Source organism: Streptomyces agglomeratus, from assembly GCF_001746415.1.
Lineage (GTDB): Bacteria > Actinomycetota > Actinomycetes > Streptomycetales > Streptomycetaceae > Streptomyces > Streptomyces agglomeratus.
Genome location: NZ_MEHJ01000001.1, coordinates 750,537 through 776,140, shown reverse-complemented (window position 1 = coordinate 776,140; position 25,604 = coordinate 750,537). Strand labels below are relative to the sequence as shown.

At 70.3% G+C, this 25,604-nt stretch carries 25 protein-coding genes; 6 read left to right on the top strand and 19 right to left on the bottom strand.

The window, feature by feature from the left end; all coding sequences use genetic code 11:
• Positions 1-20 precede the first annotated feature (20 nt).
• From AS594_RS03070 to AS594_RS03050, 5 genes are all read right to left on the bottom strand, one after another.
• A complete protein-coding gene (locus AS594_RS03070) occupies positions 21-437 on the bottom strand; it encodes a hypothetical protein (RefSeq protein ID WP_069925536.1) in 417 nt (138 codons plus the stop codon).
• 142 nt (positions 438-579) lie between these two features.
• On the bottom strand, positions 580-1,257 hold the full coding sequence (locus tag AS594_RS03065) for a response regulator transcription factor (RefSeq protein ID WP_079148318.1): 678 nt from the start codon (positions 1,255-1,257) through the stop codon (positions 580-582).
• Positions 1,254-3,224 carry a histidine kinase gene (locus AS594_RS03060; protein ID WP_069933487.1) on the bottom strand — a complete coding sequence of 657 codons (1,971 nt, stop codon included), beginning with the start codon at positions 3,222-3,224 and terminating at the stop codon, positions 1,254-1,256. The genes AS594_RS03065 and AS594_RS03060 overlap by 4 nt, the downstream gene beginning before the upstream one ends.
• Before the next feature lie 126 nt (positions 3,225-3,350).
• A complete protein-coding gene (locus tag AS594_RS03055) occupies positions 3,351-4,304 on the bottom strand; it encodes a GlxA family transcriptional regulator (protein WP_069925533.1) in 954 nt (317 codons plus the stop codon).
• A 227-nt stretch (positions 4,305-4,531) separates the two neighbouring features.
• The gene (locus AS594_RS03050) at positions 4,532-6,052 is read right to left on the bottom strand and encodes a hypothetical protein (protein ID WP_069925532.1); all 1,521 of its coding nucleotides are present in this window, start codon (positions 6,050-6,052) and stop codon (positions 4,532-4,534) included.
• A 707-nt stretch (positions 6,053-6,759) separates the two neighbouring features.
• On the opposite strand from AS594_RS03050, the gene AS594_RS03045 reads away from it, so the two are divergent.
• Complete coding sequence (locus AS594_RS03045) at positions 6,760-7,221, top strand: VOC family protein (protein WP_069925531.1); 462 nt, start codon at positions 6,760-6,762, stop codon at positions 7,219-7,221.
• Positions 7,222-7,282: 61 nt separating this feature from the next.
• Here AS594_RS03045 and AS594_RS03040 read toward each other — a convergent pair whose 3' ends face one another.
• Entirely contained in the window at positions 7,283-8,017 is a 735-nt protein-coding gene (locus AS594_RS03040; protein ID WP_240508917.1) for a TIGR03943 family putative permease subunit, read from the bottom strand.
• A 17-nt stretch (positions 8,018-8,034) separates the two neighbouring features.
• Complete coding sequence (locus AS594_RS03035; RefSeq protein ID WP_079148319.1) at positions 8,035-9,081, bottom strand: permease; 1,047 nt, start codon at positions 9,079-9,081, stop codon at positions 8,035-8,037.
• Positions 9,082-9,450: 369 nt separating this feature from the next.
• On the opposite strand from AS594_RS03035, the gene AS594_RS03030 reads away from it, so the two are divergent.
• The 4 genes from AS594_RS03030 to AS594_RS03015 all read left to right on the top strand — a co-directional run bounded on the left by AS594_RS03030 (position 9,451) and on the right by AS594_RS03015 (position 15,786).
• Positions 9,451-11,364, top strand: a complete 1,914-nt coding sequence (locus tag AS594_RS03030) for a CASTOR/POLLUX-related putative ion channel (protein ID WP_069925529.1) — start codon at positions 9,451-9,453, stop codon at positions 11,362-11,364.
• Between the two features lie 223 nt (positions 11,365-11,587).
• The gene (locus AS594_RS03025; RefSeq protein WP_069925528.1) at positions 11,588-13,954 is read left to right on the top strand and encodes an Orn/Lys/Arg family decarboxylase; all 2,367 of its coding nucleotides are present in this window, start codon (positions 11,588-11,590) and stop codon (positions 13,952-13,954) included.
• Between the two features lie 186 nt (positions 13,955-14,140).
• Positions 14,141-15,136: an ArsR/SmtB family transcription factor gene (locus AS594_RS03020; RefSeq protein ID WP_079148685.1), complete on the top strand. Its 996-nt coding sequence runs from the start codon at positions 14,141-14,143 to the stop codon at positions 15,134-15,136.
• Between the two features lie 218 nt (positions 15,137-15,354).
• Positions 15,355-15,786: a hypothetical protein gene (locus AS594_RS03015; protein ID WP_069925526.1), complete on the top strand. Its 432-nt coding sequence runs from the start codon at positions 15,355-15,357 to the stop codon at positions 15,784-15,786.
• 42 nt (positions 15,787-15,828) lie between these two features.
• Here the strand turns inward: AS594_RS03015 and AS594_RS03010 are convergent, their stop codons facing one another.
• From AS594_RS03010 to AS594_RS42785, 11 genes are all read right to left on the bottom strand, one after another.
• The gene (locus AS594_RS03010; protein WP_079148321.1) at positions 15,829-16,209 is read right to left on the bottom strand and encodes an STAS domain-containing protein; all 381 of its coding nucleotides are present in this window, start codon (positions 16,207-16,209) and stop codon (positions 15,829-15,831) included.
• On the bottom strand, positions 16,209-17,492 hold the full coding sequence (locus tag AS594_RS03005; protein ID WP_069925525.1) for a PP2C family protein-serine/threonine phosphatase: 1,284 nt from the start codon (positions 17,490-17,492) through the stop codon (positions 16,209-16,211). The genes AS594_RS03010 and AS594_RS03005 overlap by 1 nt, the downstream gene beginning before the upstream one ends.
• Positions 17,492-17,812, bottom strand: a complete 321-nt coding sequence (locus tag AS594_RS47515; protein WP_338120138.1) for an alpha/beta fold hydrolase — start codon at positions 17,810-17,812, stop codon at positions 17,492-17,494. Before AS594_RS47515 ends, AS594_RS03005 begins: the two co-directional genes overlap by 1 nt.
• Positions 17,813-17,814: 2 nt before the next feature.
• Positions 17,815-18,240, bottom strand: a complete 426-nt coding sequence (locus tag AS594_RS47510; protein ID WP_338120137.1) for an alpha/beta fold hydrolase — start codon at positions 18,238-18,240, stop codon at positions 17,815-17,817.
• Between the two features lie 94 nt (positions 18,241-18,334).
• A complete protein-coding gene (locus AS594_RS45940) occupies positions 18,335-18,649 on the bottom strand; it encodes a TSUP family transporter (RefSeq protein WP_240508916.1) in 315 nt (104 codons plus the stop codon).
• Positions 18,622-19,149, bottom strand: coding sequence for a TSUP family transporter (locus tag AS594_RS45935; RefSeq protein ID WP_240508915.1), 528 nt, complete (start codon positions 19,147-19,149; stop codon positions 18,622-18,624). The genes AS594_RS45940 and AS594_RS45935 overlap by 28 nt, the downstream gene beginning before the upstream one ends.
• Before the next feature lie 157 nt (positions 19,150-19,306).
• On the bottom strand, positions 19,307-21,166 hold the full coding sequence (locus AS594_RS02990) for an ABC transporter ATP-binding protein (RefSeq protein ID WP_069925523.1): 1,860 nt from the start codon (positions 21,164-21,166) through the stop codon (positions 19,307-19,309).
• Positions 21,163-21,597, bottom strand: coding sequence for a lasso peptide biosynthesis B2 protein (locus tag AS594_RS02985; RefSeq protein WP_069925522.1), 435 nt, complete (start codon positions 21,595-21,597; stop codon positions 21,163-21,165). Before AS594_RS02985 ends, AS594_RS02990 begins: the two co-directional genes overlap by 4 nt.
• Positions 21,594-21,848: a lasso peptide biosynthesis PqqD family chaperone gene (locus tag AS594_RS02980; protein WP_069925521.1), complete on the bottom strand. Its 255-nt coding sequence runs from the start codon at positions 21,846-21,848 to the stop codon at positions 21,594-21,596. The genes AS594_RS02985 and AS594_RS02980 overlap by 4 nt, the downstream gene beginning before the upstream one ends.
• A 29-nt stretch (positions 21,849-21,877) precedes the next feature.
• The gene (locus AS594_RS02975; protein ID WP_069933489.1) at positions 21,878-23,734 is read right to left on the bottom strand and encodes a lasso peptide isopeptide bond-forming cyclase; all 1,857 of its coding nucleotides are present in this window, start codon (positions 23,732-23,734) and stop codon (positions 21,878-21,880) included.
• 25 nt (positions 23,735-23,759) lie between these two features.
• Entirely contained in the window at positions 23,760-23,870 is a 111-nt protein-coding gene (locus tag AS594_RS42785) for a keywimysin-related RiPP (protein ID WP_107357993.1), read from the bottom strand.
• 630 nt (positions 23,871-24,500) lie between these two features.
• On the opposite strand from AS594_RS42785, the gene AS594_RS02970 reads away from it, so the two are divergent.
• A complete protein-coding gene (locus AS594_RS02970; protein ID WP_069925519.1) occupies positions 24,501-24,920 on the top strand; it encodes a hypothetical protein in 420 nt (139 codons plus the stop codon).
• A gap of 143 nt (positions 24,921-25,063) precedes the next feature.
• On the opposite strand, the gene AS594_RS02965 is transcribed toward AS594_RS02970, so the two are convergent.
• Positions 25,064-25,576, bottom strand: a complete 513-nt coding sequence (locus tag AS594_RS02965) for a hypothetical protein (protein ID WP_069933995.1) — start codon at positions 25,574-25,576, stop codon at positions 25,064-25,066.
• Positions 25,577-25,604 lie beyond the last annotated feature (28 nt).

The window sequence follows — 25,604 nt, the reverse complement described above, 5'->3', positions numbered from 1 at the left end:
CGGACCCGTGCCCCCGTTTCTCAGCTGGCCTTGACGGTCAGCCGGCTGTAGGTGATGTTCATCGCGTTGACCGGGAACCCGCCCCACCACCGCTCGATACAACGCGTCTGGCCCGCTGCTACGGAGACGTACTCAGGAGCCGCAAGGGGTGCGCTGCTCTGCACCCTTGCGGTGCCCGCGGCCGAGTAGCCGGCTGTGACACACAGCCGCGTCCTCCCGAAGAGCCACGTCGGGAAGTTGTATGCGTCGTGGTAGTAGAGGGGCGGTGATTGCGTTGCCGCCACTCGAACGGGAGCCGAGAGGGCGGGCTGTGCCGCGGCGGCCGTCGCCGGCCGTGGCGATGCCTGGGCCAGGCCGGCCGGTCCCAGGCCCAGACCTGACACGACGCTGATGGCCGACAGGGCGACGGCGAGGCGCCGAAGCGACGCTCGAGGCATGCGATGCTCCTTCAAGCTGGTGTCCGGGCGGGCCTGGAGAGCTGGTACTTCTCCGCTTGCTCCGGCCGCACCGGAGGACTGAACCGACGCATCCCATGCTCCGCTCCCAGGTGTCCCGGGAGCACTCCCCGATCGTCCTCGGTTATCCCGGTCGCAGGTCACCCGGCAGGGAACCGGAACCGTTCCCCAAGCCGTTGGCCCGCGCCACTTCCGCGGCCTCGTTGCGCCCGGCCACACCGAGCTTGCGCACGACGGCCGACAGGTAGTTGTGCACCGTGTGAGGGTCGAGGACGAGCTCACGGGCAATCCGGGACGGCTCCTTGCCCTGCGCCAGCAGGGTCAGTACCTGACGTTCCCGCCCGCTGAGGGAGGGAAAGGGACCGACCGTCGGCGTACGCGCCGCCTCCAGTGCGCCGAAGAGGTGGCTGCGCGCGGTCTGGTCGAGCACGGTCAGTCCTCGTGCGGCCGCACCGAGAGCCGCCAGCAGAGCGGGTGCCGAACACGTCTTCAGTACGAAACCGGCGGCGCCGGCGCGCAGCGCGTCGCTGACCCGGGAACCCTCGTCATAGCCGGACACCACGACGACCGGCAGGCCCGGCCGTTCGGCGGCCAAGGCGCGGATCGCTGTCAGCCCGTCGCCTCCCGCCATCTCCAGGTCCATCACCACGACGTCCGGTTCCGTCTCCAGAACCACGTCCACCCCTTCCGCGGCATTGCCGGCCTCACCCACCACCTGAATGCCGGCCACCTCCGCGTAGTCGCGCAGGCCGTTGCGGAAGACTTCGTGATCGTCGACGATGACCATCCGGATCGTGGTCAACTCGCGTCCCCCAGCGGGAGGCGCGCCACCACGGTGAGACCGCGCTCCTGCTTCGTGTCGAGGACCAGCTCGCCGCCCAGCTCCTCCGCCCGTTCACGCATGGAGCTCAGCCCCACTCCCGCGCGCCGCTGCGTCCGCAGCCCCTTTCCGTCGTCTGCGACACTCAGTTCGAGGATGTCGGACACCCGCACGGTAACGACGCACCGCGTGGCGGCTGCATGCCGGACGACGTTGGTCATGGCCTCGGTGGCGATGAGGTACGCGGCGGCGTCCACCGCTGCCGGCAGGTCCGCGGCGTCCCCCTCGGACTCGACGGTTATGCGGAGGCTGTCGGGGGAGGACAGCCGGTCGGCGTACAGACGCAGGGCCTCGACCAGCCCTTCGTCGTCGAGAGCGGCGGGGCGCAGGCCCACCACGGCCTGGGACACATCGGACGTGATGCCGTCCACCAGGACCTGTAGGGCCTGAAGCCGTTCGCGCAGGTGCTCCGCGCTGCCCTCGGCCACGTGCTCGGCCGCCGCGAGCCGCAGGCGGAGCCCGACGAGGGAAGGCCCGACGCCGTCGTGCAGGTCCCGGCGCAGACGCCGGCGCTCTTCCTCGCGTGCACGCACCACACGTTCACGTGATTCCCTCAGGTCGGCGGTGAGCCTGGCGGTCTCCACAGCCATCGCCGCCAGTCCGGCCGTCTGGTCGAGCAGTTCCCGGTCGGCGGAGGAAAGGTCGTCTCCCGGCAGCCGGGGGCTGACCATCAGCCGGCCGATGACCGCGTTCCGGTATTCCAGGGGAAGGGTCAGTACGGTGCCGGTCGGCGCACCGTGACGCACGCGGGGCCCGGCGGGTGTCTCGATGGCCACGTACGACAGGCGCAGCGCGTCCGCCAGCGTGCGGGCCACCATGGGCAGGGCGGCGTCCGGTTCGACCGAGGACCGCAGACGTGCGGTCAGACGGGCGATGACGGTGTGGGGTTCGTCCCGGTCACCGAAGAAGATCCGGTTCACGGCACGCTGACTGCGCTGGTGCAGCGGCTGAAGGGCCACCGCGACCACGCCGGTCGCCAGCAGGGAGGCCGCGAAGGTGGACCTCCGGTGGAGTACACCGTTGACCGACCACATCACCCCCGCGTACAGGACGACCACGCCCGCGGTGAGCGCCGCATAGGCGAGCGAGCGCCGGATGATCAGGTCAATGGCCCACAGCCGGTAACGCAGTACCGCGACGGCAACGGCGACGGGGACCCCGGCATCGAGGCAGAAGCCGATCCCGTGCAGCACCACGGGCGAGTACGGCACGAGGTCCAGCGCGACCTGCCCGCCTATGGCCAGCGCGACGGCGAAGGCCAGCCACTTCAACTGGTCGCGCTCCAGCCGCGCCCCTCTTCGCCACCGTGCCACGAGCGAGACCAGGGCAATCAGGAGACATACCTGCAAAGCGATGAACGTGACCCGGTTCACGGGAAAGAGAGGGCTCTGCCCGATGTCCTCGGGGTCCACCACACCGGCCGTGGGATGGATGGCCCCGACCACTGCGAGGACGGCGGTCGGCAGAACCACCAGAGCGGAGAAGAGGAGGCCGGCCGGGCGCCAGCGTGGCGAAGGCAGGCGTCCCGTGGGGTACAGCAGCAGAGCCAGGGGAAGGGAGCCGAAAGCCGGCCACCACACCCACGCCGTCATCCAGCCGAGAACACTCGTGCCGGGCATCCGTGCCGCCGAGGCCAGCGGCCACACCTGGTGGATCAGGCATCCGAGCGAACCGCTCAGCGCCATCAGGAGCATCAGCCAGCCCAGCGGGTGGCGTGGCAGCCGGTGAGCCAGCAGTCCTCCTACGGCCGCGAAAGAGACCGAGACACCGGCATCGCCCCAGTACAGGTCCTGAAGTCGGTCTTCGTACGCCGCGATGCACACCGCCGCGGCCACGCCACTCAGCGCACCCGCTGCCACCGGATACGCCCACGGCCGGTATCGCTCCATGGACCAGCCCCCTCCCGCAGAAGGCCGCCACCGAGCGGCTCGCGAGGAGCCTAAAGAGCTACCCGCTGGTCATGACCCTGCGTTACCGAGTCGATACCTGGTGTGCGAACGGGGTGGCTCCAGTGCCTACCGCATCCTCGTGAACGCACGGCGGTACGTGCGGGGCGGCACGCCCCGGCGGCGGACGAACTGCTCACGCAGCACGGCCGCGGAGCCGTAGCCGACCAAGCGGGCGATCTCCTCGACGGGCAGGTCCGTGGTCTCCAGGAGCTCCTCCGCCCGGCCGAGCCGCAGGCCGACCACCCAGGCGTGCGGCGTCGTGCCGGTCGCGGCGGTGAACCGGCGGGCGAAGGAGCGGCGGCTCATCAGGGCGCGCCGCGCCAACTCAGCCACGGGCAACGGTTCGTGGAGGTGCTCGCGGGCCCAGGCGAGCACGTCCGCGAGCCGCTCGTCCTCACCGTCCTCGGGGACGGGGGACGCCAGGTACTGGGCCTGCCCGCCGTCCCGGTGCGGCGGCAGGACGAGGTCGCGGGCCACGGCGTTGGCAGCGGCGGCGCCGTACTCGCGGCGCAGCAGGTGCAGGCAGAGGTCGAACCCGGCGGCGGCGCCCGCGCCCGTGAGGATCCGGCCCTCATCGACGTACAGGGCGTCGGGATCGACGGTGACGGACGGGTGGCGGCGGGCGAGGAGATCGGCGAACCGCCAATGAGTGGTGGCCCGAAGGCCGTCGAGGAGTCCGGCGGCGGCGAGCGCGAACGCACCGACGCAGTGTGCCCCGACAAGCGCGCCGCGCGCGTGCGCGGCACGGAGTGCGTCGAGCACGGGCTCGGGCGGCGGGATGCGGAAATCGGCCCACGGCAGGACGAGTACGAGGTCGGCGGCAGCGAGCCGCTCAAGACCGTGCTCGACGGCGAGCGGCACCCCGACATCGGTGGTGACCTGTCCCGGCCGCTCGGTGCAGAGCGCGAAGTCGAAGCGCGGTGGCCCGTCGGCGTGGGCGTCGAAGACCTCGGCGACGAGACCGACGGCGAGCATGCCGACACGGGGCGGGGCGTATGCGGCTATGGACGCGAACGGCATGGCGCGGAGTATGGCACGGGTGGCAGGAATCCTCCGATGAGCGGCAGTGCGGCCACTCGCGGGCCTGTTCAGCCTGCTGCTCCCCACCCCGCAAGGGCCGGTCGGCCGAACAGCGGGCGATGCCGGCGTACTACGCATGGTCGCCGCCTCGCCGCCTCGCCGCCTCGCCGCCTCGCCCCCTCGCCGGTGGTCGCGCAGGGCGGGTGACGGATGTGGTGACCGCGTGGTCACCTGCCGCCGGCGAGCGGAACCGCTGCGGCGATGCGTCCCCCCGCGCCGAAGTGGAGACGGTCGAGGCTGTCGCCGTACGGCCAGTCCTCCGCCCGGTGGAAACACAGGTCGGTGGGTATCGGCGCCCGGCGCAGGTCCGCGACATGGGTTCCGGCGGGGAGACCGGCCACCGCGGCCCGCAGCGGGTCGGTGGAGGAAGCCCACTCGCCCAGGGGGACCGGACGGGTCCACGGCTCACCGGTGTTCGGGAAGAACCATGTGGTGGCCCCGGCGAGCGAACGCGCGAAGTCGGGGCTGTCCCCGGCCTCGCGGGCAAGACGGGCGACGGTCAGCAGCAGGTGAGGAAGCGACTCGGCCAGCAGGGTGACCTCCGGGAATTCCCGGAGGCTGCCCAGGTCGGTGGGCACCGACACGGCGTAACCCCACTCGCCGGTGTCCGGGTCGATGCGGATCTGCGCGAGGGCGGTGTGGCGCGCGTACACAACCCGGGCGACGGGCCAGTACGTCCCGTCACCGCCCATCATCCGGTGCACCTCGGGGTCCACGCCTTGCTCGGGCGCCCCGTGCAGCAGCTCCAGGTCGGGCAGGCCCGGCATGCGAACACCGCCGATCTCACGCAGCACGTCGCGTACGTCGGCGGGGACGGGCACCGGCCAGGTGTCCATCTCCGCGTCGTCACAGCCGGGCTGGAGGGAGACGAGGCCGGGGAGTTCGGCCGCCAGCGCCCGCAGCTCGGCGACGGCCCGCGGGCCGGCATCGTCGGGGACACGGTGACGGCGTACGCCGTCCCGCAGGAAGTCGCCGCTCACCATGCTGCGGATGAGCAGCACTTTGCCGTCTCCGGCCAGCCGGAAGTCCACTTCGCTGCTTCCCGTGTCGGCGGTGTTGTAGTCGGTCGAGTGGTACGGCTCCCAGCCGACTCCGCACGGATAGGCCAGGAGGGAGCGCAGATCGACCAGATCGGTGAGCGAATCCCCCCGCCCGGCCAGGGCCACCAGCTCGGCGTCCGCGTCAGCGCTCTCGGCGATCTCCACGGACGGCACGGCCTCGGTGAAGACGGTGGGCAGGGGGCGGTCCTCCACCGTGCCGCCGTCGGCGAGACGTTCGGCGAGACCCAGCAGCCAGCTGGTGAAGCCCGGGGCTTCGACGGTGACTTCCGGTTCGTCGTACGGCTGGACGGCCGCGACCGGGCCCCAGTCGGAGCGCTGCTCTCCGCCCACGCCCACCAACAGTGAACCCTGGCCCCAGGTCAGTTCTCCGAGCGTCCAGTGGCCGTCCGCGAAGGGACGGCGACCGTGGGAGTCGCCGCGTGGCCCGAACACGTAACGAACGCCGCCTGCCTCCAGGCCACCGGTGTCGCGCAGCACGACGCGCACCGCTTCCGGCACCGGAACCGGCCACGCGTCCAGCTCCGCGTCCGTGAAACCGTCGAGCAGGGCGATGTCCGGCCGCCGTGCGGCCGACGACCGCAGTGCCGCGACCACGGCCCGTGCCCGCTCAGCGCTCTCGTCGGTCATGTCGTTCCCGCCCCCGTCGTGCCTTCGAATGTGCCTCGTGCGTGGCGTACCGCTCCATGATCCACGGCGTCCGCGCCCCACGTCCACCGCGACGGGGCCGGTCTCGGCTCGCGGCGGATGCCTCTTACGTCCTTGCGTGCCGATTTCCAGGACTCCAGGCATGGCGTCGGCGCGTGTACGAGGTACTGGATCTAGCCTTGACCGAGTACGACGGGACCGTGATCGTGCCCATGACGGTTGTGGAGCCGGTCTGCTTGGAGCGTCTTCGAGAGCCGGAGTTCGCGCAGCATGTCTGGACCGATCAGATCACCGTCCCGCAGACTGCAGACTGCAGACTGCAGACCGCAGACCGCAGACCGCAGACCGCATCGCCGCCTCGGCGGGCTTGGCGCTCGGGCCGGACTTGGACGGACCTCTGCGAGGTCGCCCCTGCCGTATGCCGCGTCCAAGCCGCCCGCCCCGGCACCCGACTGCGTACCCGACCTGTCCGCTATCGGTGCCAGGGTGGCTCCATGGAGGCAAACGGTCTCGACGTGGAGCGTGCGGCGGGCTCCGGGTCCCGGTCGGCACGAAGGAACGTTCCCCGTGATGCCCATGGCCGGCCCGCCGCTGCACATCCACCGCCGGCTGATCCACCACCTGTCCGAGGTCTGCCCACTGCGAGACCTCTGCCCGCAAACGAAGCACGCCACGAACGGAGCGAACCGATGAGCCGCCACTTCCAGGTCACCTTCGACGCCCACGACCCGAGGGCGCTGTCGTCCTTCTGGCGCGACGTACTGGGGTACGTCCACCCCGGCCCGCCCGGAGTCGACCTGCCCGAGGACGCCGATCCGCTGGCCGCGTGGGACGACTTCCTCGCGCGGGTCGGCGTACCGGAGGAGCAGCGCAACAGCAGATCGGCCATCGAGGACCCGGACGGGCACGGCCCACGGCTGTTCTTTCAGCAAGTGCCGGAGGACAAGGTCGCCAAGAACCGGGTGCACCTCGACGTCCGTACGGCTCCCGGCCTGGAGGGCGAGGAGCGGATGGCGGCGCTGGAGACCGAGTGCGACCGGCTCGTCGCGCTGGGAGCGACGCGGGTACGACGCTACGAGCCCGAGCCCCCGATGAGCACCGGCTTCATCGTGATGACCGATCCCGAGGGCAACGAGTTCTGCCTGGACTGACGCAGCTGTGCCAGGGGCAGCCGGACATCGGAGTACCCGACTGCCCGTCGCAACACGTTGCCTATGGGGCGGGCGGCTGATCCTTGTACGGGCTCAGCGGTGGGGGGATGCGCTCGAGTGACCGCACGTCAAGGGCGGGGGCCGCGGACGCGGTGCCCAGGGCACCGCTCGGGTGCCAGGTGCCCGTCACCTTGACCCAGGTGTCCGCGGGCGGTGCCGGAAAACCGTGCATGGGCACCGTCAGGGACTGGGAGTCGGCCGCGCAGCACGCCACGAGCAGCCGCGTCAGGTCCCACCGTCCGCCCTTGCCGGGGGTGACGAAACCCGACATCACAACGGTGCGCCCCTGGAGACTCTTCGCGCGATCCTGCTGGACCCGGGCGGTGAACTCCGTCAGCGAAAGGGGTACGGGCCCTTGCGCGGGCAGTCGCTTGAAATGGTCGTAGTCCTCGACGACCTTCGGACTGTCCCGCGCGGCTGTGTACGAACCGAGGGCGGGCGGCGCGAACATCAGCAGGACCAGCGCCGGAGCCGCGAGCAGCCAGGCAATGCCGGGTACGTGGGCGTGCTCGTGCCCGTCGGGACCAGGAGCGGCGACCGCGGGCACGGAGCCTGTCGATTCCCGACGCCTGATGAAGCGCAGACCCTGGGGCAACGCACCCGCCAGGGCGCAGCCGACCAGCACGAGCCCGGAAGCGATGAGGAAGGGCTGGAGGCCCTCCTTCACGTACCGCAGGCAGATGTCGCTGAACAGGGAGACGCGCAAGATCGCCGCCCCCATGAGCAGAAGCAGCATGGGCTGCACCATCGGCTTCACAGCAGCCACCATCCGACCACGACGCTGCTCGTCACAGCGGTCACCGCCGTCGCTGCCGAGAAGCGCAGCGCGAACGCCCGGCCGAAGGTGCCCACCTGCAACGCGATCAGCTTCAGGTCCACCATGGGCCCGACCACCATGAACGCCAGCCGGGCGGTGGGGGAGAAGCCGGTCAGGGAGGCGGCGACAAACGCGTCGGCCTCCGAGCACACGGCCAGAACGACGGCCAGTGCCGCGAGGAAGAGGACCGACATCCACGGAGAGTCGGCGAACATGTCGAGGACCGAGCGCGGCACGGTGACGTTGAACGCCGCGGCGGCCATGGCGCCGAGCACGAGGAAGCCTCCGGCGTGCAGGAAGTCGTGCTGGAAACCGAGCCGGAACTCGTTGAGGCGACTGCGCCCGTGCTCGTGCCCGGAGTGCCGGGCAGGCATCCGCAGCCAGTCCTCGCGGCCGAACCTCAGCCAGAGCCAGCCCATGATCGCGGAGGTCGCCAGTGAGGCGGCGAGCCGGGCCGCGACCATTTCAGGGCTGCCGGGGAACGCCACAGCGGTCGACGCCAGCACGATCGGGTTGACGGCAGGCGCCGAGAGAAGAAAGGCGAAGGCTGCCGAGGGCGTGACGCCACGCCGGATCAAGCTCCCCGCGACCGGTACTGACGCGCATTCACACCCCGGCAGCACCGCGCCGGCGGCGCTCGCCACGGGGACCGCAAGCGCGGGATTGCGCGGCAGTACGCGTGTGAACAGCTCGGCCGGTACGAAGGCGTTGACCGCTCCGGAGATCAGTGTGCCGAGCAGCAGAAAGGGCAGAGCCTGGACGGTGATGGCCACAACGACGGTCTGCCACGCGGTGAAGCCCGGATGCGTGAGCCATGTGTCGTCTCGTACCAGGGAGTAACCGAGTTCGCCCACCAGCAGGGACAGGACCAGACCGGCCACGATCAGCGGGACCGGAAGCTTCCCGGCGGGGCTCTCGGCAGGCGCCTCCTCCGGGACGGCGTCCGGCTGCGGCGGCCTGGCCAGTCCTTCCGGGTGACGCATGTGTGCTCCGGTTGTCTGCGAGGGGCATGACCGTTACCGCCGACCGGCGCGGTCCCGGCGATCTGGTGAGGGTACGCGGTGCGCCGCACGCCACGAGCGGCAGGTGGCCGACGGAGCGCGCCTGCCGTGAACCGGCATTCATCCTAAGCACCGGGCGAGAGGCCCCGTGTCGCAGGTCGACAAGCCGCGTCCTGCCCGGCAGGCGGTGACGCCGGCCGGCGGTGCTCCGGGTGTCGGGCGGGGGTGATTCATACCTCTGAGTGAGAGCCAGAGGCTTTCCCGACTCGCGCTGGCCGCACCTTTCTAACGTGTAGCCGCAGGGCGGCGGATCGCCCGTCCGAATGCCGCGTCGACTCATGCCGGGGGTGCATGGTGCAGCACACGACGCCCCTCTGGCGACGCCTCCAATACCGGTTCGACTATCTGGTGTCACGCAGCACCACCGCTCTCATCGGCTGGCTCACCCTCGCCTGTCTGAGTGTTGTCGTCCCGGCGAGCGTGGTGCTGGTCCGGGCGGGTCACCAGCCCCCGGCAACCCTCTCCGGCCAGCTCACGGCCGTATGGGTCAGTGTCGGGCAGACCCTGAAAATCGGAGGAGCGGTCGGTTCCCCCTTGTACGTACTCGCGTCCGTCCTGCTGGCGCTGATCGCCCTGCTCTTCGTATCGACGCTGGTCAGTCTGATCACTGCCGGGATCAACCAGCGCATCATGGAGCTGCGTCTGGGCCACTCCAGGCTGCTGGAGACACGGCACACCGTCGTACTGGGCTGGTCCGACCAGGTTTTCCCCGTGACCGCGGAACTGGTGGCGGCCAATTCCAACCAGCGCCGGGCTGTCGTCGCTGTCCTCGCCCCGAAGGACAAGGTGGAGATGGAGCAGGAGATCGACGCCCGCGTTCCGGCTACCGGAACCACCACGATCGTCTGCCGCAACGGCTGCACCACCGACCCGGCGGTTCTGACCAGGGTCAGCCCGCAGACCGCCAAAGCCGTACTCGTACTACCGCCCGGCGCGGACGACGGTGACACCCACGTGGTGAAGACCCTCCTCGCGCTGAACGCGGTCGCCGCCGAACCCGGCGACGCGATCGTGGTCGCCGCAGTTCACGATGCCCACAACCGTGTCGCCGCCCAGCTCGCCGCAGGACCGCGCGGCCATGTCCTCGCCGTCGACGACATCGTCGCCCGCCTTCTCGTACAGACCGCACGCCAACCGGGCCTCTCGCTCGTCTACCAGGAACTGCTGAACTTCGCGGGCGACGAGTTCTACACCGTGGACGCCCCGGCGCTCACCGGCCGCACCTTCGGCGAGGCTCTTCTTTCGCTCACCACCTCCTCGGCGGTCGGCCTGCTGCGCGAGAACGGTACGGTCGCACTCAACCCGAACCCCGGGACGGAAATCGCCCCCGGTGATCGGATCGTCGTCATCGCGAAGGACGACGACACCACCGTTGTCGCCGCCGCGGCATCCGGCATCGACGAGGAAGCGATCGCCACGGCCGGGCCCCGGGCAGCCACCGCGGAGCGGCTGCTCCTGCTCGGATGGAATCGCCGGGCACCGCTCATCGTCCAACAGCTCGCCACCTATGTGAGCGCCGGAACCACGCTGGACATCGTGGCTCTCGGAGACCACGCGACGATGCGCGGGGCCCAGGACGTCGCGGTGGCATCCCAACGCCTCGACGTGACCCTCCACAGCGCGGACACCACGGACCCTCGCGTACTGGCCCGGTTGAACGTGCCCTCGTACGACAGCGTGATCGTCATCGGCGACGCGGGCCGCACGCCCACCGCGGCAACCGTTGCGACCCAGGTGGCGGAGGCGGACGACAGGACGCTCGTCACGCTGCTGCACCTCAGATCGATCGAGCAAGCCTCAGGCAAGAGGATCTCACTCACCACTGAAATGACCGACGACCGCAACCGGTTGCTCGCGCCCGCACGAGAAGGCGCCGACTTCATCGTGAGCGGTCGGCTGACAAGCCTGCTGATGGCCCAGATCTCGGAGAACCCCTCCCTGGCGGACGTCTTCGACGAGCTGTTCGATGCGGAAGGCAGCGAGCTCTACCTCAAACCCGCGGCCGACTACGTCCACCCGGGAAGCGAAACCACGTTCGCCACCGTCGTCGCCTCAGCACGTCGCCGCCATGAGTGCGCCGTCGGCTACCGACTGCGCGCGCAGGCCGCGGCAGGCCCCGCGTACGGCGTACGGATCAACCCCGACAAGCAGCAGCAGGTGCGCTTCACCGCGGAGGACTGGGTGATCGTGCTCGCGGAGAGCTGAACCACACCTCGGCACTCCCGGGCCCCGCGGCCGCGTGGGCCAGTGAGCCCTCGCGGCAGTGGCGGACCCCCCTGCGCAACCGGTGTGCGCCCCTGAACGCGCCGCCGCACCTTCACGTCCAGCTCCTTCATGTGGGTGGTTTGGATCTGATCCGTCCCGCCTGTCGCCGGCGTGCCGGAAGGATTGCCCGCGCTACGGCTGTCGATCGGGAAAGCGAGATCTCATGGCGAACGGCACGGTCCTGCTGGCGCTGCGCGAGGATCCGCTAGGAGGCGGCGTCGGTACTGAGCAACTGCGCCGGATCGGGAAGGAGCTGGAGAACCGGGGTCTGGAGGTGCGCCGGGCCCGCTCGGAGGGCGACGCGCGGGCGGCCTTGCAGACCGAGGCGGGGTTGACGGCCGCCGTCGTGGGCTGGGACCTGCCCGGCGCGGCCGACGGGGAGGACGAGGGGGGCGGCGCCGCGGTACTGCGCCGGATCGGCCGGCGCTTCAAGGATCTGCCGGTGTTCCTGGTCATGACCGACGAGTCCGATCACGCCCTGGAGCGCCTGCCCCTGTGGGTCGCCGAAACCGTCGTGGGCTACGTCTGGCCGCTGGAGGACACGGCCCCGTTCATCGCCGGCCGGATCGTCAGTGCCGCTCGCGCCTACCAGAAGAACGTGCTCCCGCCCTTCTTCAAAGCCCTTCGGCGGTTCGACGACGCGCACGAGTACTCCTGGCACACCCCCGCGCACTCCGGCGGCGTCGCGTTCCTGAAGTCACCGGTCGGGCGCGTCTTCTTCGACTACTTCGGTGAGCGGCTCTTCCGCAGCGATCTGTCGATCTCGGTCGAGGAACTGGGCTCCCTGTTCGAGCACACCGGCCCGATCGGGGAGGCGGAGCGCAACGCGGCCCGTGTCTTCGGCGCCGACCGCACCTACTTCGTACTGCACGGCGACTCGACCGCGGACCGCATGGTGGGGCACTACTGCGTCACCACCGACGAGGTCGCCCTCGTGGACCGCAACTGCCACAAGTCCGTACTGCACGGCCTGGTCATCTCCGGCGCCCGACCGGTCTACCTGGTGCCGACCCGCAACGGCTACGGGCTGGCGGGTCCCCTGCCGCCGCACACGATCGAGCGAACGGCCGTGGCGGCCCGGATCGCGGCCAACCCCCTCGCCCAGGGGGCCGTATCCGACGCCGCCCAGTACGCTGTGATCACCAACTCGACCTATGACGGCCTGTGTTACGACACGCTCCAGGTCGCCCGCGCGCTCGCGCCGAGCTCCCCGCGCCTGCATTTCGACGAAGCGTGGTTCGCCTACGCGCGCTTCCATCCGCTGTACGCCGACCGCTACGGCATGGCCGTCGGCCCGCACACCTTCGAAGGACCGGACCGGCCGACCGTCTTCTCCACCCAGTCCACCCACAAACTGCTCGCCGCGCTCTCACAGACCGCCATGGTCCACGTCAGGTCCGCACCCCGTGCCCCGGTCGAACACGAGCGGTTCAACGAGGCGTTCATGATGCACGGCACCACCTCGCCGTTGTATCCCGCCATCGCCTCGCTCGACGTGGCCACCGCGATGATGGACGGTCCTCAGGGGCAGTGGCTGATCGACGAGGCGGTGACCGAGGCCATCCGCTTCCGCCAAGCCGTGGTCCGTACCGGTCGGCGCATCGCCAAGGCCGGCGACCGGCCGGGCTGGTTCTTCGGCGTCTGGCAACCCGACACCGTCACCGACCCGGCCAACGGAGATCCCATTCCCTTCGCCGACGCGCCAACCGCGCTGCTGAGCCGCGAACCGGCCTGCTGGCAGCTGGAACCGGACGCCGACTGGCACGGCTTCCCCGGCCTCGACGACGGCTACTGCATGCTGGACCCGGTCAAGGTCACTCTCACCTGTCCCGGCGTGAACGCCACCGGCCGGACCACCGGTTGGGGCATCCCCGCCCGCATCCTGACCTCCTACCTCGCCGGGCGCGGCATCGTGGTGGAGAAGACCGACAGTTACAGCACCCTCATCCTCTTCTCCATGGGCATCACCAAAGGCAAGTGGGGCACCCTCCTCGACGCCCTGATGGACTTCAAGGCTCTCTACGATGCGAACACCCCACTCGACCGCGTCCTGCCCGGCCTGACCGAGCGATATCCGCAGCGTTACAGGCACGCCACCCTCAGGGGCCTCTGCGAGGAAATGCACGAACACCTCACCCGGGCCCGACTCGTCACGGCCCTCGACGACGCCTTCCAGCAACTGCCGGAGCCCGTCCTGCCCCCGCAGACCTGCTACCGGCAACTGATCCGCGGCGGCACCGAACGCGTACGCCTGAACCAAGCAGCAGGGCGCATCGCCGCCGCCATGGTCACCGTCACTCCGCCCGGCATCCCCGTCCTGATGCCCGGCGAGTCCCTCGGTGAGCCCGAAGGCCCGCTGCTCCGCTACCTCCAGGCTCTGGAAGCGTTCGACCGGGCCTTCCCCGGGTTCCGCAGCGAGGCGCACGGAGTCACCGTCGACGACGAGAACGGCGACTACCTGATCGAGTGCGTACGGCCGGGAAGCGACACCGCCGCCGGTTCCGACGAGCCGGGCGGTTCGCCCGGCTGACATGCGCCGTACCGGCCGGCGCCGATCGGCTCCTGGCGCCGGCCGCCGACCGATCAGTTGCCGGCGGCGGAGCTCGCACCGTCCCGGAGCAACTCGCCCACCGGGAGCCGGGGGTGGGGTGTGCCGGGTTGGGGCATGCTTGGAGGTGCGCAGACGCGCTCTACCGCTGTGGCAGGGAGCCGGTCGGTGTTACGCATTCACTTCACGGCGGAGGACCTCGCGCGGACACGCGTGGCCGCGACGATCGGAGTCGCGGCGGAGACGTACTACAGCCTGGAGCTGCTGAGAGAGAACCGGAACCCTGCCTACCTCCGCCAGTGGCGCTCAGCGGTGGCGGGCCGGATGGGGGCGGACACGCGCCCGCTGACGTCCTTGGTTCCGAGGCGCGGTCCGGGGCTCGACCTGCTGGCCCTGATGGGCGACGTGCCGTCCCTGGATCACGCCGTGGACAACCTGCTGCGCGCACCCGTGGCCCGGCTGCGACGCGAGTTCCAGGGCCTCGACTTCCACCCCGGACAGCTGTCATGGGCCAGGCGGGTGTCCGAGGGGGACCGCGACGCGCGGCGGGAGTTGGCCGAGGCCGTGCGCGCCTGCCACCGGCTGACCGTGGAGCCCTACTGGCACAAAGGACGTACCGAACTGGTCGCCCTGTCCTCCCGCTGCGCGAACCTGATGCTCGAAGGAGGCATCGACCTGCTGCTGCGGTCGCTCTGCGCACCACTGGTCCGCTGGCGTCCGCCCGTACTGGAAGCTCCCTACCCGCGCCGGACCGAGGTGCATCTTCGCGGCAGGGGACTGATCATCACGCCCACGGTCTTCTCGCCGCGCCCGCTGAGCCTTCTGTGGGACCCGCTGGATACCGCGCAGCCACCCAGGCTGACCGTGCCGTGCCTCCGCGAAGCGCTGACCGGTGCCGAACCGACTGAGCCGGGCGGCTCCCCGGGCCGGAACCTGGAGTCCCTGCTCGGCCGCACGCGCGCCGCCGCGCTGAACGTGACGGCGGAAGGCTGTACGACGACGGAGCTGGCCCGACGCCTCGAGGTCTCGGCCGCAGCCGCGAGCCAGCACGCGACAGTGCTCCGGAACGCGGATCTCATCACCACCAGCCGCCGAGGCGGGTCCGTGCAGCACCGCATCACTCCTCTGGGACTCGCCCTCCTCAGGACCGGAACCATGCCGTGAGCCGTGAGCCGTGAGCCGTGAGCCGTGAGCCGCGAGCCGCGAGGCCGCCGTGCGGCGCGGCGGTTGCAGCCGGCAACTGGACCGCCGCCCCATTCGAAACGAGGTGGCGACAGCGCGACGGCCACCGGCCACCTTTAAGCCGTGGCTTAAGAGCTGGGCCGCGGGTGCCCGGATCCCGCAGCATGTAGAGCCGTAACCGGCCAACTCCTGGAGATCACATGCGTACGCGATTCGCCGCCGCCCTCGGTACCACCGCGCTGGCCGCGGGCACGTTACTGGGCGCTCCCGCCGCACATGCTCACACCGCCGCCTACCCTGTCACCCCGTTCTACGTCGAGGTCGGGAACACGTGGACGACGGGCACGTTGACCTGGCAGAACCGGTCGGTCGTCGTGAAGGGCACGCACAAGTCGGTGAGCGCGGCCGGCCCGGCATACTGCCGGCGCACCTGGGCGTACACCTACAACGCCGCCGACACAGTAAAGCTGGGCTCGAACGGCTCTGCCTCCGGCGATACGGCGTGCGGCACGACCGAAGACTTCTCATTCGTCGTTCCGGCAGACGTTCCCGGCGGAGCCGGGCTCGTGCGCGTGTGTCTGGACGACGGCAATCTCAAGGACCTGCTCTGCCGCCCCTACAGGCGGCCCTGACCCTCGGCGGGCAGACAGGGGGCGGGGTCGGAAGAGGCTCGCTCATCCGGCCTCGCTCTTGTCCGACGAGCTCGTCCACACCGGAACGGGAGAGCAGTTCGGGGTGGTGTCCGGGTAGAGGGGGAAGATCTGGTCCAGGCCGACGACGCGCAGGATGCGCATCGTGTGGGCGGGGACGGCGGCGAGCGCGATGTCGGCCTGGGCGGCGTGTGCGCGGTTGCGGGCCGCGAGCAGGGCGGTGATGCCGCTGGAGTCGCAGAACCTCATGCTGCCCAGGTCCAGGACGAGACGCCGGCCGGGCTGGAGGGCGAGCGTGGTGAGCCGGTCGCGCAGCTCGGAGGCATTGGAGTAGTCGAGTTCGCCGATGATCTCCAGAACGGGACCGGTCGCGGTGTCTCGGGTGATGATCTGTAGCGGGCTCATCATGGGTTCTTCGTCGTAGGGCCGGCGGCGGGAATGCCGAGGGCGAGCAGGGCGGTGTCGTCGTCGAGGCCGTCACCGAAATCGTCCAAGAGGCCGGTCAGGGCCTGGATGACGGCATGTGGGGGCTTGCCGGCGTGGCCGGCGGCGAAGGAGCGCAGCGCCTCGTCACCGTAGAGGCCGGCGCGGTCTTCGCCCGTCCGCGCTTCTGTGAGGCCGTCGGTGTAGAGCAGGAGGGTGTCGCCGGGGGCGAGCGTCGTGGTGGCGGTGGCGAAGTGCGGGTCCGGCAGAACGCCGACGAGGAGGCCGCCGGGGGTGGGCAGGAAGTCGGCTGTGCCGTCGGCGCGCAGGACGAGGGCTGGGGGGTGGCCGCCCGAGGCGAGGCGGATGGCGACCTGCCCGGTCGCGTGATCGGGTTCGAGGATGCCGTAGATGGCGGTGCAGTAACGCGGGTCGCCGCCGGTGTAGCGCTCCTGGAGCACATTGTTGAGGGTGGACAGTGCGGCGACGGGGTCCGGGTCGTGCAGGGCGGCTGCGCGCAGGGTGTAGCGTGTGAGGGAGGTGACCACAGCGGCCTGGGGGCCCTTGCCGCACACGTCGCCGAGGAAGAAGGCGAAGCGTTTGCCGTCGACGGGGAAGACATCGTAGAAGTCACCGCCGAGCCGGTCGGGAGAGGCGGTGTGGTAGTGGGCGGCCGTCTGCACTCCCGGTACCGGCGGCAGTGCGGCGGGCAGCAGCGACTGCTGAAGGACTGCGAGGGCGTCCTGTAGCCGCGCGCGGTCGGCCTCCGCCTCTTTGCGCGCTTCCTCGGCCGCTTGCCGGCTGCGCAGGAGTTCCCGCTCGTAGGCGCGGCGGTCCCGGGCGTCGAAGACGGTGGTGCGGATCAGCAGCGGTTCGCCGGTGCTGCCGTTCTTGACCACGGAGGAGATCAGTACCGGCAGCCGGGCACCGCCCGCCTGTTTGATCTCCAGAGCTATTCCGTTGATCTCGCCCTGCATGCGCAGCAGCGGCGCGAAGTGGGTCTCGTGGTACAGCTTGCCGCCCACGGTGAGCAGGTCGGTGAACCGCATCCGGCCCACCACCGCCTCCCGCTCCAGGCCGAGCCAGCCCAGCAGCGTGGTGTTGATCTTCGCGATACTGCCGTCCATCAGAGTGGACAAATAGCCGCACGGCGCGTTCTCGTACAACTCCTCGGCGCTGTCCTCCAGCAGTGCGGTGAACGCCGCATCCGGCGTCTGCTCCTTGCCGGCGTCGTGCGGGTCGGGTTCCTGTCCCGTGCGGCACATCACCGCAGGCCCGCCAGGAAGCCGGTGATCGCCCTGTTGGTGGCTTCGGGCGCGGACATGTGGGGGCAGTGCCCCGTCGCGTCGAGAGTGCTCAGCTTCGACCCGGGGATCGCCCGGTGGACAAAGGCGCCGACCTCCCGGGGAGCGATGGCGTCCTGGGTGCACTCCAGTACCAGTGTCGGAACCCGCACACTCTTCAGATCGTCTCTCGAGTCGGACAGGAAGGTGGTGCGGGCGAACACGCGCGCCATGTCGGGGTCGGTGGCGCAGAAACTGTTCGTCAGCTCCTCACCGAGCTCCGGCCGCTCCTCGTTCCCCATGATCACCGGCGCCATCGCCGCCGACCAGCCCAGGTAATTGGACTCCAGTGACGTAAGGAGTTCGTCGATGTCCCGACCATCACCATCGCGCCGATGCGCTCCGGAGCCATGTTGGCGGCCATCACCCCGACCATCGCGCTGACCGAGTGCCCTACGAACGCGACATCACGCAGTTCCAGCGCTTCGCACACCTCCACCACGTCCCGGGCATAGCCCTCCAGGGAGGAATAGCGCTCCTCCGAGAAAGCGGACAGATCCGAGCGGCCCGAACCCACGTAGTCGAACAGCACCACGCGGTAGTTCTCGACCAGCGCGGGCACCGTCAGCCGCCACATGTTCTGATCGCAGCCGAAGCCGTGAGCCAGCATCACCGCCGGACCCTGCGGGTTGCCGACGACGGTGACGTTGTTCCTGCGATCGATGTCCATGCCCGCTATTCTCCCAGCCTCCGCTCACAGTTGCGCCGTGGCCCACGCCACCGGCATCGCGGCCGGCCACCGCGGCCGGGGCGACACCGCGCGCTCAGGCGTGACGGGCGAGCTTGAGTGCGGAAACGAGCAGGATCACGACCAGCACGGGGATGAGCACCAGTTCCGGGAACGCACCGAGGAGCAGCCCGCCCAGCACGGCACCGGCGACCGAGCCCGCGGCCATGATCAAGGTGAAGCGGAGGTGGGTACTGAGCACCGCGAAGCTGCCGTCACGGCTGTAGCGGACGAAGGCCACCAGCATGGTCGGCAGCGACACCAGCAGGGAGAGGCTGCCCGCGGCTCTGATGTCCACCGCGAACAGCAGCACGATCGTCGGGATCAGCAGCTCGCCACCCGCCACGCCCATGATCGCCGCGACCACCCCGATCCCGAACCCGGCCACGACGCCACAAGGCACCTGAGCCCACAGCGGCAGCGCCGGCGTCCCCACGGTGGTGGTGTGTGTGACCAGCAGCCGGCGGCCATGAACACCATCAACACCGCCAGGACCTTGTGAAGGGTGGAACCGCGCATGCGCACCGCCCAGGTCGCTCCGGCCCAGGCGCCCAGCAGACTCCCGGCCAGCAGGTTGATCGCGACAGGCCAGTGTGCGCCCACCTCGGACGCCGGCACCGCTGCCAGGCGGGCGGGCAGAGCGACCAGGACCACGACGAGGCTCATCGCCTTGTTCAGGATGACCGCTGAGAGCGCGGCGAACCCGAAAAGGCTGATCAGCAGCGGCAGGCGGAACTCCGCGCCACCCAGACCGACCAACCCGCCCAGAACGCCGACAACCGCCCCCGCACCGAAAACCAGGGGCGTCGAGTGTGTCGAACGTACGGCGGCGAGGTCGTTGTCAGTGGCCATGGCGGGCATCCTCGTCGTCCCGGCCCCCGCCCGCTACGTCACGCCCACACCTTTGGGGAAAGGCACCGGGCACCCGCACGAGATTCAGCCGGTCCTCCGAACCGCGGACCGGTTCGCACTCGTGGAGGAGGCGCCGGCGTGGTGCCTCTCGCCCGGTTCACGGCCGGTGCCGGGGGTGGATCGGGGTGGTCGCGACGGCTGAGGCCCGCGCGCCGGCCGGGCGGAGCATCTGCCCGGCGGCCAGCTCGCGGTAGGCGGGGCTGCTGGTGAGCAGGTCCTGGTGCTGTCCGCAGGCGGCGGTGCGGCCGTCCTCCAGTACGACGATGCGGTCGGCGTGCTGGACCGTGGAGAGTCGGTGCGCGATGACCAGAACGGAGCACTCCTGGGCGACGTCCCTCATCACGGTGGTGAGCGCGGTTTCGTTGATCGTGTCGAGGTGGGAGGTGGGCTCGTCGAGCAGGAGGAGAGCGGGGCGGGCGAGCAGCGCGCGGGCCAGGGCGACGCGCTGACGTTCTCCTGCCGAGAGGGTGCCGCCGCGTTCGCCGAGCACACCCGACAGGCCACCCGGCAGCCGTCGTACGACCCCGTCGAGCTGGGCGAGCTCGACGACGCGCCGCACATCGGCCTCGGTGGCGTCGGGAACGGCGTAGGTGATGTTGTCCCGCAGCGTGCCATGGACGACGTGGGTGTTCTGGTCGACGACGGCGATGCGTTCACGGCAGGCCGCGCGGCTCAGTCCCGTGGTGGGAAGGCCGTCGAACAACAGGGTTCCGGAGTCCGGTTCGTAGAACCTGGCAATGAGGGCGAAGACCGTGCTCTTTCCGGCACCCGACCGGCCGACCAGGGCGACCTGCTGCCGGTGTGCGACGGTGAAGGACAGGCCCCGCAGCACCGGCCGGCCCGGCGTGTAGCCGAAGCAGAGGTCCCGCAGGGCGAGGACGGGCTCCTCGCGCGAGGCGACATGCCTGGCCGGTTCGCGCGTACGCGCCCGGACAGCCGGCTTCTCCGCGGAGGGCTCCGCCGGCAGGGACAGTGCCTGCTCGACGCGCTGGTAGGCGCCCATGCCGCGCTGGATGAGACCGACCGCGCGGAAGACCGACGACAACGGCAGCACCAGGTACGAGGCGTACAGCAGGAAGGCCACCAGGTCGCCGAGTGAGTTGGCCTGCCCGTTCACCCGCAGGCCGCCGATCACCAGGACGATCAGGAAGGAGCCCTGGACGGCGAGTTCGACGGCCGGGCTCATGACGGAGGCGAGCTTCGCGGTCCGTACACCGGCGTCGTAGGCCGCTTCGACGCGCTCTCCGATGCGGGCCGCTTCACGGTCCTCGGCGCGGTGGACCCGGACCATCGGGAGCGCGCCGAGGGCGCGTTCCAGCTCTGCGGCGATCGCGCCCACGGAGTTCTGCATACGTTCTGACGCGACCCGGATGCCCTTGAGCAGTGAGGCAACGATCATGGCGGCGGCGGCCACGGTCAGAGCGACCAGGAGCAGCAGCAGCGGGTCGATCCAGATCATGAGGACGATCGCGCCCGCCGCGACGAGAGCCCCCGTCACCAGATCGACCAGCGCCTGGGACACGACTTCCCGCAGCAGGGTGGTGTCCGCGGTGACCCGGGAGACGAGGTCACCGCTGCGGTGCCGGTCGTACTCCCTCATCTCCAGCCGGAGCAGCCGCCCCACCAGGCCGTGGCGCAGCCCTCGTACGACGCCTTCGCCCATGCGCTCCAGTACGAAGCGGCCCACCGCACCCGTCGCCGCCTCGGTGACGAACAGCACCGCGAGCAGCAGCAACAGCGGCCACAACACCTGCCCCCGGCCGCTCGCGTCCACGACATGCTTGGCGACGAGCGGCTGAGCGAGGCCCAGAGCGGAGCCCACCAGAGTGAGCACGGTGGCGACGGCGACCGAAGACCGGTGCCCGGTGGTGAGCCGGTACATGGTGGCGACCGCGGCCCGCGTCGAGCGGTCGCCTTCGGCCGCCGGCTGCGCCTGCTCCACGACGGTGCCGGTCATCGGCCCGATCGGTCCGCCGGGGTGACCGTCATCAGCCGAGTGAAATAGTCGTCCGGTACGCCTTCGTCCACGGGCCGGCCGTCCGCCTCGATCCAGGCGTGTGCCGTGAACGGCGGCACCACGCGTACCCCGGTGCACCAGGTCGGCCATGTTCCCGAGACGCGGCACAGAAGGGCGGCGCCCAACGAACGGGGCAGGCAGCCCTTGGGGCCGGCGCAGCGCAGGCTCACCGCGCACATGGCATCCCGCGCGCGTTTGGCCTCGGCGGCGGTGGCCGGCCTGGCCCGGCCACGGACGACACCGAGTACAACGCGGATCCGCCGTGGCGGCAGGAAGGACAGAGCGACCGCGGGGAGCAGAACGAGACGGGCGGCCAGTCGTCGCGCGAAGGGCACTCCGGTGGGCCGCTCCAGTGCGCTCGGCGTCGTCATTCGGCCAGCCCCGAGGTCCGCAGTTGCCGTACGAGGGCGTCGACATCCTGCTTCGCCCTCGAAGCACTGATGTCGAATTCTTCGGTGAGTGCGGCCACCGCGTCCGCTTCGTCACCACCCGCCATGAGCGTACGGACGACCAGCGTGCCCGTGGGATTCAATTCCCAGTATTCCCCGGCCCGTTCATCGAGAAGAACAGTGCCGTAGTCGGTCTCGGCAGTGGAGACATTGGCGCCGAATTTCAATGCCATGCGTGTGCCTTTCCGCTGAGGAACTGTCGTCATCGGGCGGCCGGCGCCCTGGGGCCGGGGGAGCGGCTGAGTCCGCGCAACCACACCTCGGCGGCGATGGTCGAGTAGAGGATCGCGTCGCGCAGTTCGGGGGTGGCCGGCCGCTGGGCAAGCCGGCGCAGGGCTGCGCCGTCCACCAGACCGAGTTGCTCCAGCCGCGAGTCTTCCCAGAGCCGCAGCAGGTCCGCTCGGTGTTCGCGCAAACCGTTGGAGGCGTCCATGGACGCGGCGGCCTTGTTGGTACGTCGCAGACACGCATCGGGCACGATCCCGCTCATGGCGGCGGTCAGGAGGGGCTTGTACGCCCAGGGAGTCACCCGCTCGCCCGGACGGACCGCGAGGCATGCCTCGATCACACGGTCGTCGAGGAACGGTGACGCCATCGGCACCCCGGCCCGGGCCGCCATACGGTCCCACTGACGGATGATGCGCGTACACGCGAGGATCTGTTCGAGATCGGTGTGCAGGCCACGATCCGGGTGTAGCGGGACCGCCTTCGCCGCGGCCTCGCGCAGCGCCCGCCGGGCCATCTGCTCAGCGTCGGGAGTGACCCAGCCGAAGAGACGGGGCGGCATGCCCCACCCGAGGCTGGTGCGGACGGTGGAGGCCAGCGGGTCGCGCAGGCGACCGCTGGAGTCGGCCAGCCACTTACCGTACGGCCGCGAGTCGGCCAGCGCACGCGCCACGTCTCCGACCGGCCACTGCCACAGCGCCCGGAAGCCGCGCAGCCGGCCCAGGGCGAACAGCGGCCGGGTGCGCAGCAGCCGGTGGTAGTACGCCTCCGAGCACCAGGCCACGTGGTCACCGCCGATGCCGGTAAGGTGCAGTCGGCTGCCGCGCTCGGCCAGTCCGGGCAGGTGGTGCAGGACGCGTGACCGGTCCATGACGCCGATGGTCGGTTCGTCCAACAGGTCGTCGATGCCGAGCAGGCCGCTGTAGACGAGCGGTGAGGCATCGGCGTCCCAGACGACGTGCTCGACGTCCGGCAGGGACCGGGCGGCCTGTTCGGCCCAGTACAGGTCGGTGTCGGCGGGATCGCGTCCGGGCCAGGTGCTCGCCACCACCCGGGCCGGCGATCGCGCGGCGAGAAAACAGACGGAGGTGGAGTCCAGTCCGCCGGAGAGATCGCAACTGACCACACCGCCCTGCCGCGTACGGGCATCGACGGCCTCGGCGAGCGCTTCGCGGACGAGGGGCGCGCCGTCGGCGAGCGTGCGTACCGGCTCCGGCGGCGTCCACCAGCGGGAGTGGCGCACGGTCCGCCCGTCCGCCGAGACGACGAGTGCGTCATGCGGGGACACGGCGGTGATGCCCCGCCACATGGGGGTCTCGGCGAGTGGATGGGGAACGGGCCACAGCAGCCGGACAGCCAGCTGCTCCTCGTCCGGCTCGGCGCCGAGCGCGGCGGCCAGTACCTCAGCACTGGTGGCAGCCACCTGGACCCCGCTGACGGGAGCGTGGAAGACCAGCCGGAGACCGGAAGCGGTCCCCTGGATCCTGAGCCGTCCGTCGAGCGCGGCGACGAGATGGAAGCTGCCCGGCAGGGAGCGGGCCAGGGCGTCGAGTCCGGCGAGATCGCGCAGGCGCCCGGCATGGCGTTCGAGCTCCGCCGAGTCGATGGGGCACGTGCCGATGACGGCGAGCGCGGCGTGGCCGGCACGCGCGGTGGTGATCTCCTGGTCGTGCCACTGCCCGACGAGCCAGGGCCGGCCCGAGGGGTGCTTCAGGGTTCGTGCTCGGGGATGGGAGAGGGAGCGGGCCACGGCGGCCGCGTCCTGACAGTCGGTGAAGACCGTGAAGTGCGCGTCGCCGGGGCCCGCCCCCGCACTCTCGTGCAGTTCAGTCATGGCGTCGGATCAGAACCGTCAGCCGTCAGTTCTTGCTCAGGATCAGCCGGTCGTTGCCGGAACTCTGGAGGAGTCCCGTCTTCTTACGGAACGTCCCCAGCCGGGCGAGCGTCGGTGCTTCGTAAGCCTTCTTCATGGCCTCTCCTCACGTACGGGTGTCACGCCGCTTCCCCGGCCGACCGCACGTCGCGAGGCCGGCCTGTCCAGGGGTCATCGGGAGCCCGGAACGGGAAGCGGGTGTACGCAATAGCTACCGGTACATGTGGAGGCGATGGCAAGACCGCCACGAAAAATAGGACGAGATGTAAATTGCAGATGTGGTCGGATTTACGCGGTGCGGTTCAAGGACTTCGTCGAAGATGAAACAATTTTCTTCCAGCGTTAAAAGCTGCCGGAAAAACGATTCGACCTGCGCTCCGAGGAGTTCGCGGCCGGTGTGGTGACGAAGAGACGCCGCCAGGACCGGCGGAGCCGCCGGGGCGCATTCCCGTACGGGACCCTGCGCTTCCCGACCGTACTTCCCCCCACGGGATTGGCTGGATGCACACCCCCGCCTCCCGGCCGGGCCGCCTGCCTCTCGCCGGGGGCCTCTTGTCCGTGCTGGTCCTGCGAGCCGGGACGGGGTCGCTGACGTCATCCAGACCCATATGGAGGTGGTGTCTGGTGGATCGTCGGCGTGTTTGCCGCAAGCCGGCCGGTGCTGCCGCGCAGAGTGAAGTCCTGCGCCGCCCGCCGGTGGCCTCGCTTCACGACGGATGGAGATGAGATGCCGATGACTGTGGTCAGCGACAGCACTACGGGTGAGGAGCTTGCCGAGAGGTTGCTGGAGGGGGTGGTGAACGAGCCGATGCGGGCGGCGACGAAGTTGCTGGGGGCGCACAGCGACGGCTACTGGCTACGGCGCCTGACCAGCGACCAGGAACTGGCGGCCTTGGTCGACCATCAGCTGATCGACCCCTCCGGCCGGTGTCCCACGGTCGACTGGGACGGCGTCGGCCACCTCCTGAAGACTCCGGGGTGGTCCCGAGGGACCAGCAGGAGCCAGACGGCGGTGCTGGAGTTTGCCGCGTCGCTGGTGAGCCGGTGCCCGGTGCAGATCGGGCGGGTGAGCCATGCCGTGGACGACGCGGAGTTCCAACTCCTCCTCCGGGCGATGGAGGAAGCCTCGTACGGCGATCCCCGCTGAGCCGCCGGGGTGTTCAGCTGGTGATTGCCCTTCCCCTCGCTGCGGACTGCGCTCCTGCGCGCCTTGAGGGAGAGACGCGGATGCCACGGCGGTAGTGCTGCGCGTGTTCGGTCCTGAGTAACCGTTTCGATGCCGGGTGGAGGCTACGCCCGCCTTCGTGCCCGGTGCCGTTTTGCGTACGACCAGGTCACCGCGGTCATGAGTGCGGGGATGGCGAGCAGCGGGGCGAAAGCGACTGCCCAGACCGCCCCGGCTGGACCGCTCGACAAGTACGTCTGGCTCTCGACGGTGAAAGCGACCGCGACTTGCCACAGCGCCACCAGGACCAGGATGCCCGAGGCGGTCCAGGCGAGCGCGGCGAGGGCCCGGGGCGGCAGCGGCCGCCAACGGTCGGTGACGAGCAGCAGTGGAAACAGAGCGGCCAGCTCGGCGACAACGGACAGTCCGACGACGTATGCGATGCCCCAGCCCGGGATTCCGTAGACGTCGCGCAGCACCTGGTCGCTGTAGCCCACGTATACGCCGGATGCCATGGCTATACGCCACAGACCCGACGGGACTGCGCACAACGCGATGGCGTGGGCGGCGCGGCGTGCCCAGACCGGCGCGGGCGCGGCGGCGCGGAGTTGAGCGTTCTCTGTCGTCATGACGCCCATGCTGACCGCGGACATGGCAGCCGTGCGT

What these genes read in the sequence shown, in the direction of transcription:
- AS594_RS03070 (WP_069925536.1), bottom strand. Translation starts at nt 437, where the DNA reads ATGCCTCGAGCGTCGCTTCGGCGCCTCGCCGTCGCCCTGTCGGCCATC.
- AS594_RS03060 (WP_069933487.1), bottom strand. Translation starts at nt 3,224, where the DNA reads ATGGAGCGATACCGGCCGTGGGCGTATCCGGTGGCAGCGGGTGCGCTG.
- AS594_RS03055 (WP_069925533.1), bottom strand. Translation starts at nt 4,304, where the DNA reads ATGCCGTTCGCGTCCATAGCCGCATACGCCCCGCCCCGTGTCGGCATG.
- AS594_RS03050 (WP_069925532.1), bottom strand. Translation starts at nt 6,052, where the DNA reads ATGACCGACGAGAGCGCTGAGCGGGCACGGGCCGTGGTCGCGGCACTG.
- AS594_RS03045 (WP_069925531.1), top strand. Translation starts at nt 6,760, where the DNA reads ATGAGCCGCCACTTCCAGGTCACCTTCGACGCCCACGACCCGAGGGCG.
- AS594_RS03040 (WP_240508917.1), bottom strand. Translation starts at nt 8,017, where the DNA reads ATGCTGCTTCTGCTCATGGGGGCGGCGATCTTGCGCGTCTCCCTGTTC.
- AS594_RS03035 (WP_079148319.1), bottom strand. Translation starts at nt 9,081, where the DNA reads ATGCGTCACCCGGAAGGACTGGCCAGGCCGCCGCAGCCGGACGCCGTC.
- AS594_RS03030 (WP_069925529.1), top strand. Translation starts at nt 9,451, where the DNA reads ATGGTGCAGCACACGACGCCCCTCTGGCGACGCCTCCAATACCGGTTC.
- AS594_RS03025 (WP_069925528.1), top strand. Translation starts at nt 11,588, where the DNA reads ATGGCGAACGGCACGGTCCTGCTGGCGCTGCGCGAGGATCCGCTAGGA.
- AS594_RS03015 (WP_069925526.1), top strand. Translation starts at nt 15,355, where the DNA reads ATGCGTACGCGATTCGCCGCCGCCCTCGGTACCACCGCGCTGGCCGCG.
- AS594_RS03010 (WP_079148321.1), bottom strand. Translation starts at nt 16,209, where the DNA reads ATGAGCCCGCTACAGATCATCACCCGAGACACCGCGACCGGTCCCGTT.
- AS594_RS03005 (WP_069925525.1), bottom strand. Translation starts at nt 17,492, where the DNA reads ATGTGCCGCACGGGACAGGAACCCGACCCGCACGACGCCGGCAAGGAG.
- AS594_RS47515 (WP_338120138.1), bottom strand. Translation starts at nt 17,812, where the DNA reads ATGGGGAACGAGGAGCGGCCGGAGCTCGGTGAGGAGCTGACGAACAGT.
- AS594_RS47510 (WP_338120137.1), bottom strand. Translation starts at nt 18,240, where the DNA reads ATGGACATCGATCGCAGGAACAACGTCACCGTCGTCGGCAACCCGCAG.
- AS594_RS45940 (WP_240508916.1), bottom strand. Translation starts at nt 18,649, where the DNA reads ATGGGCGTGGCGGGTGGCGAGCTGCTGATCCCGACGATCGTGCTGCTG.
- AS594_RS45935 (WP_240508915.1), bottom strand. Translation starts at nt 19,149, where the DNA reads ATGGCCACTGACAACGACCTCGCCGCCGTACGTTCGACACACTCGACG.
- AS594_RS02990 (WP_069925523.1), bottom strand. Translation starts at nt 21,166, where the DNA reads ATGACCGGCACCGTCGTGGAGCAGGCGCAGCCGGCGGCCGAAGGCGAC.
- AS594_RS02985 (WP_069925522.1), bottom strand. Translation starts at nt 21,597, where the DNA reads ATGACGACGCCGAGCGCACTGGAGCGGCCCACCGGAGTGCCCTTCGCG.
- AS594_RS02980 (WP_069925521.1), bottom strand. Translation starts at nt 21,848, where the DNA reads ATGGCATTGAAATTCGGCGCCAATGTCTCCACTGCCGAGACCGACTAC.
- AS594_RS02975 (WP_069933489.1), bottom strand. Translation starts at nt 23,734, where the DNA reads ATGACTGAACTGCACGAGAGTGCGGGGGCGGGCCCCGGCGACGCGCAC.
- AS594_RS42785 (WP_107357993.1), bottom strand. Translation starts at nt 23,870, where the DNA reads ATGAAGAAGGCTTACGAAGCACCGACGCTCGCCCGGCTGGGGACGTTC.
- AS594_RS02970 (WP_069925519.1), top strand. Translation starts at nt 24,501, where the DNA reads ATGCCGATGACTGTGGTCAGCGACAGCACTACGGGTGAGGAGCTTGCC.
- AS594_RS02965 (WP_069933995.1), bottom strand. Translation starts at nt 25,576, where the DNA reads ATGGGCGTCATGACGACAGAGAACGCTCAACTCCGCGCCGCCGCGCCC.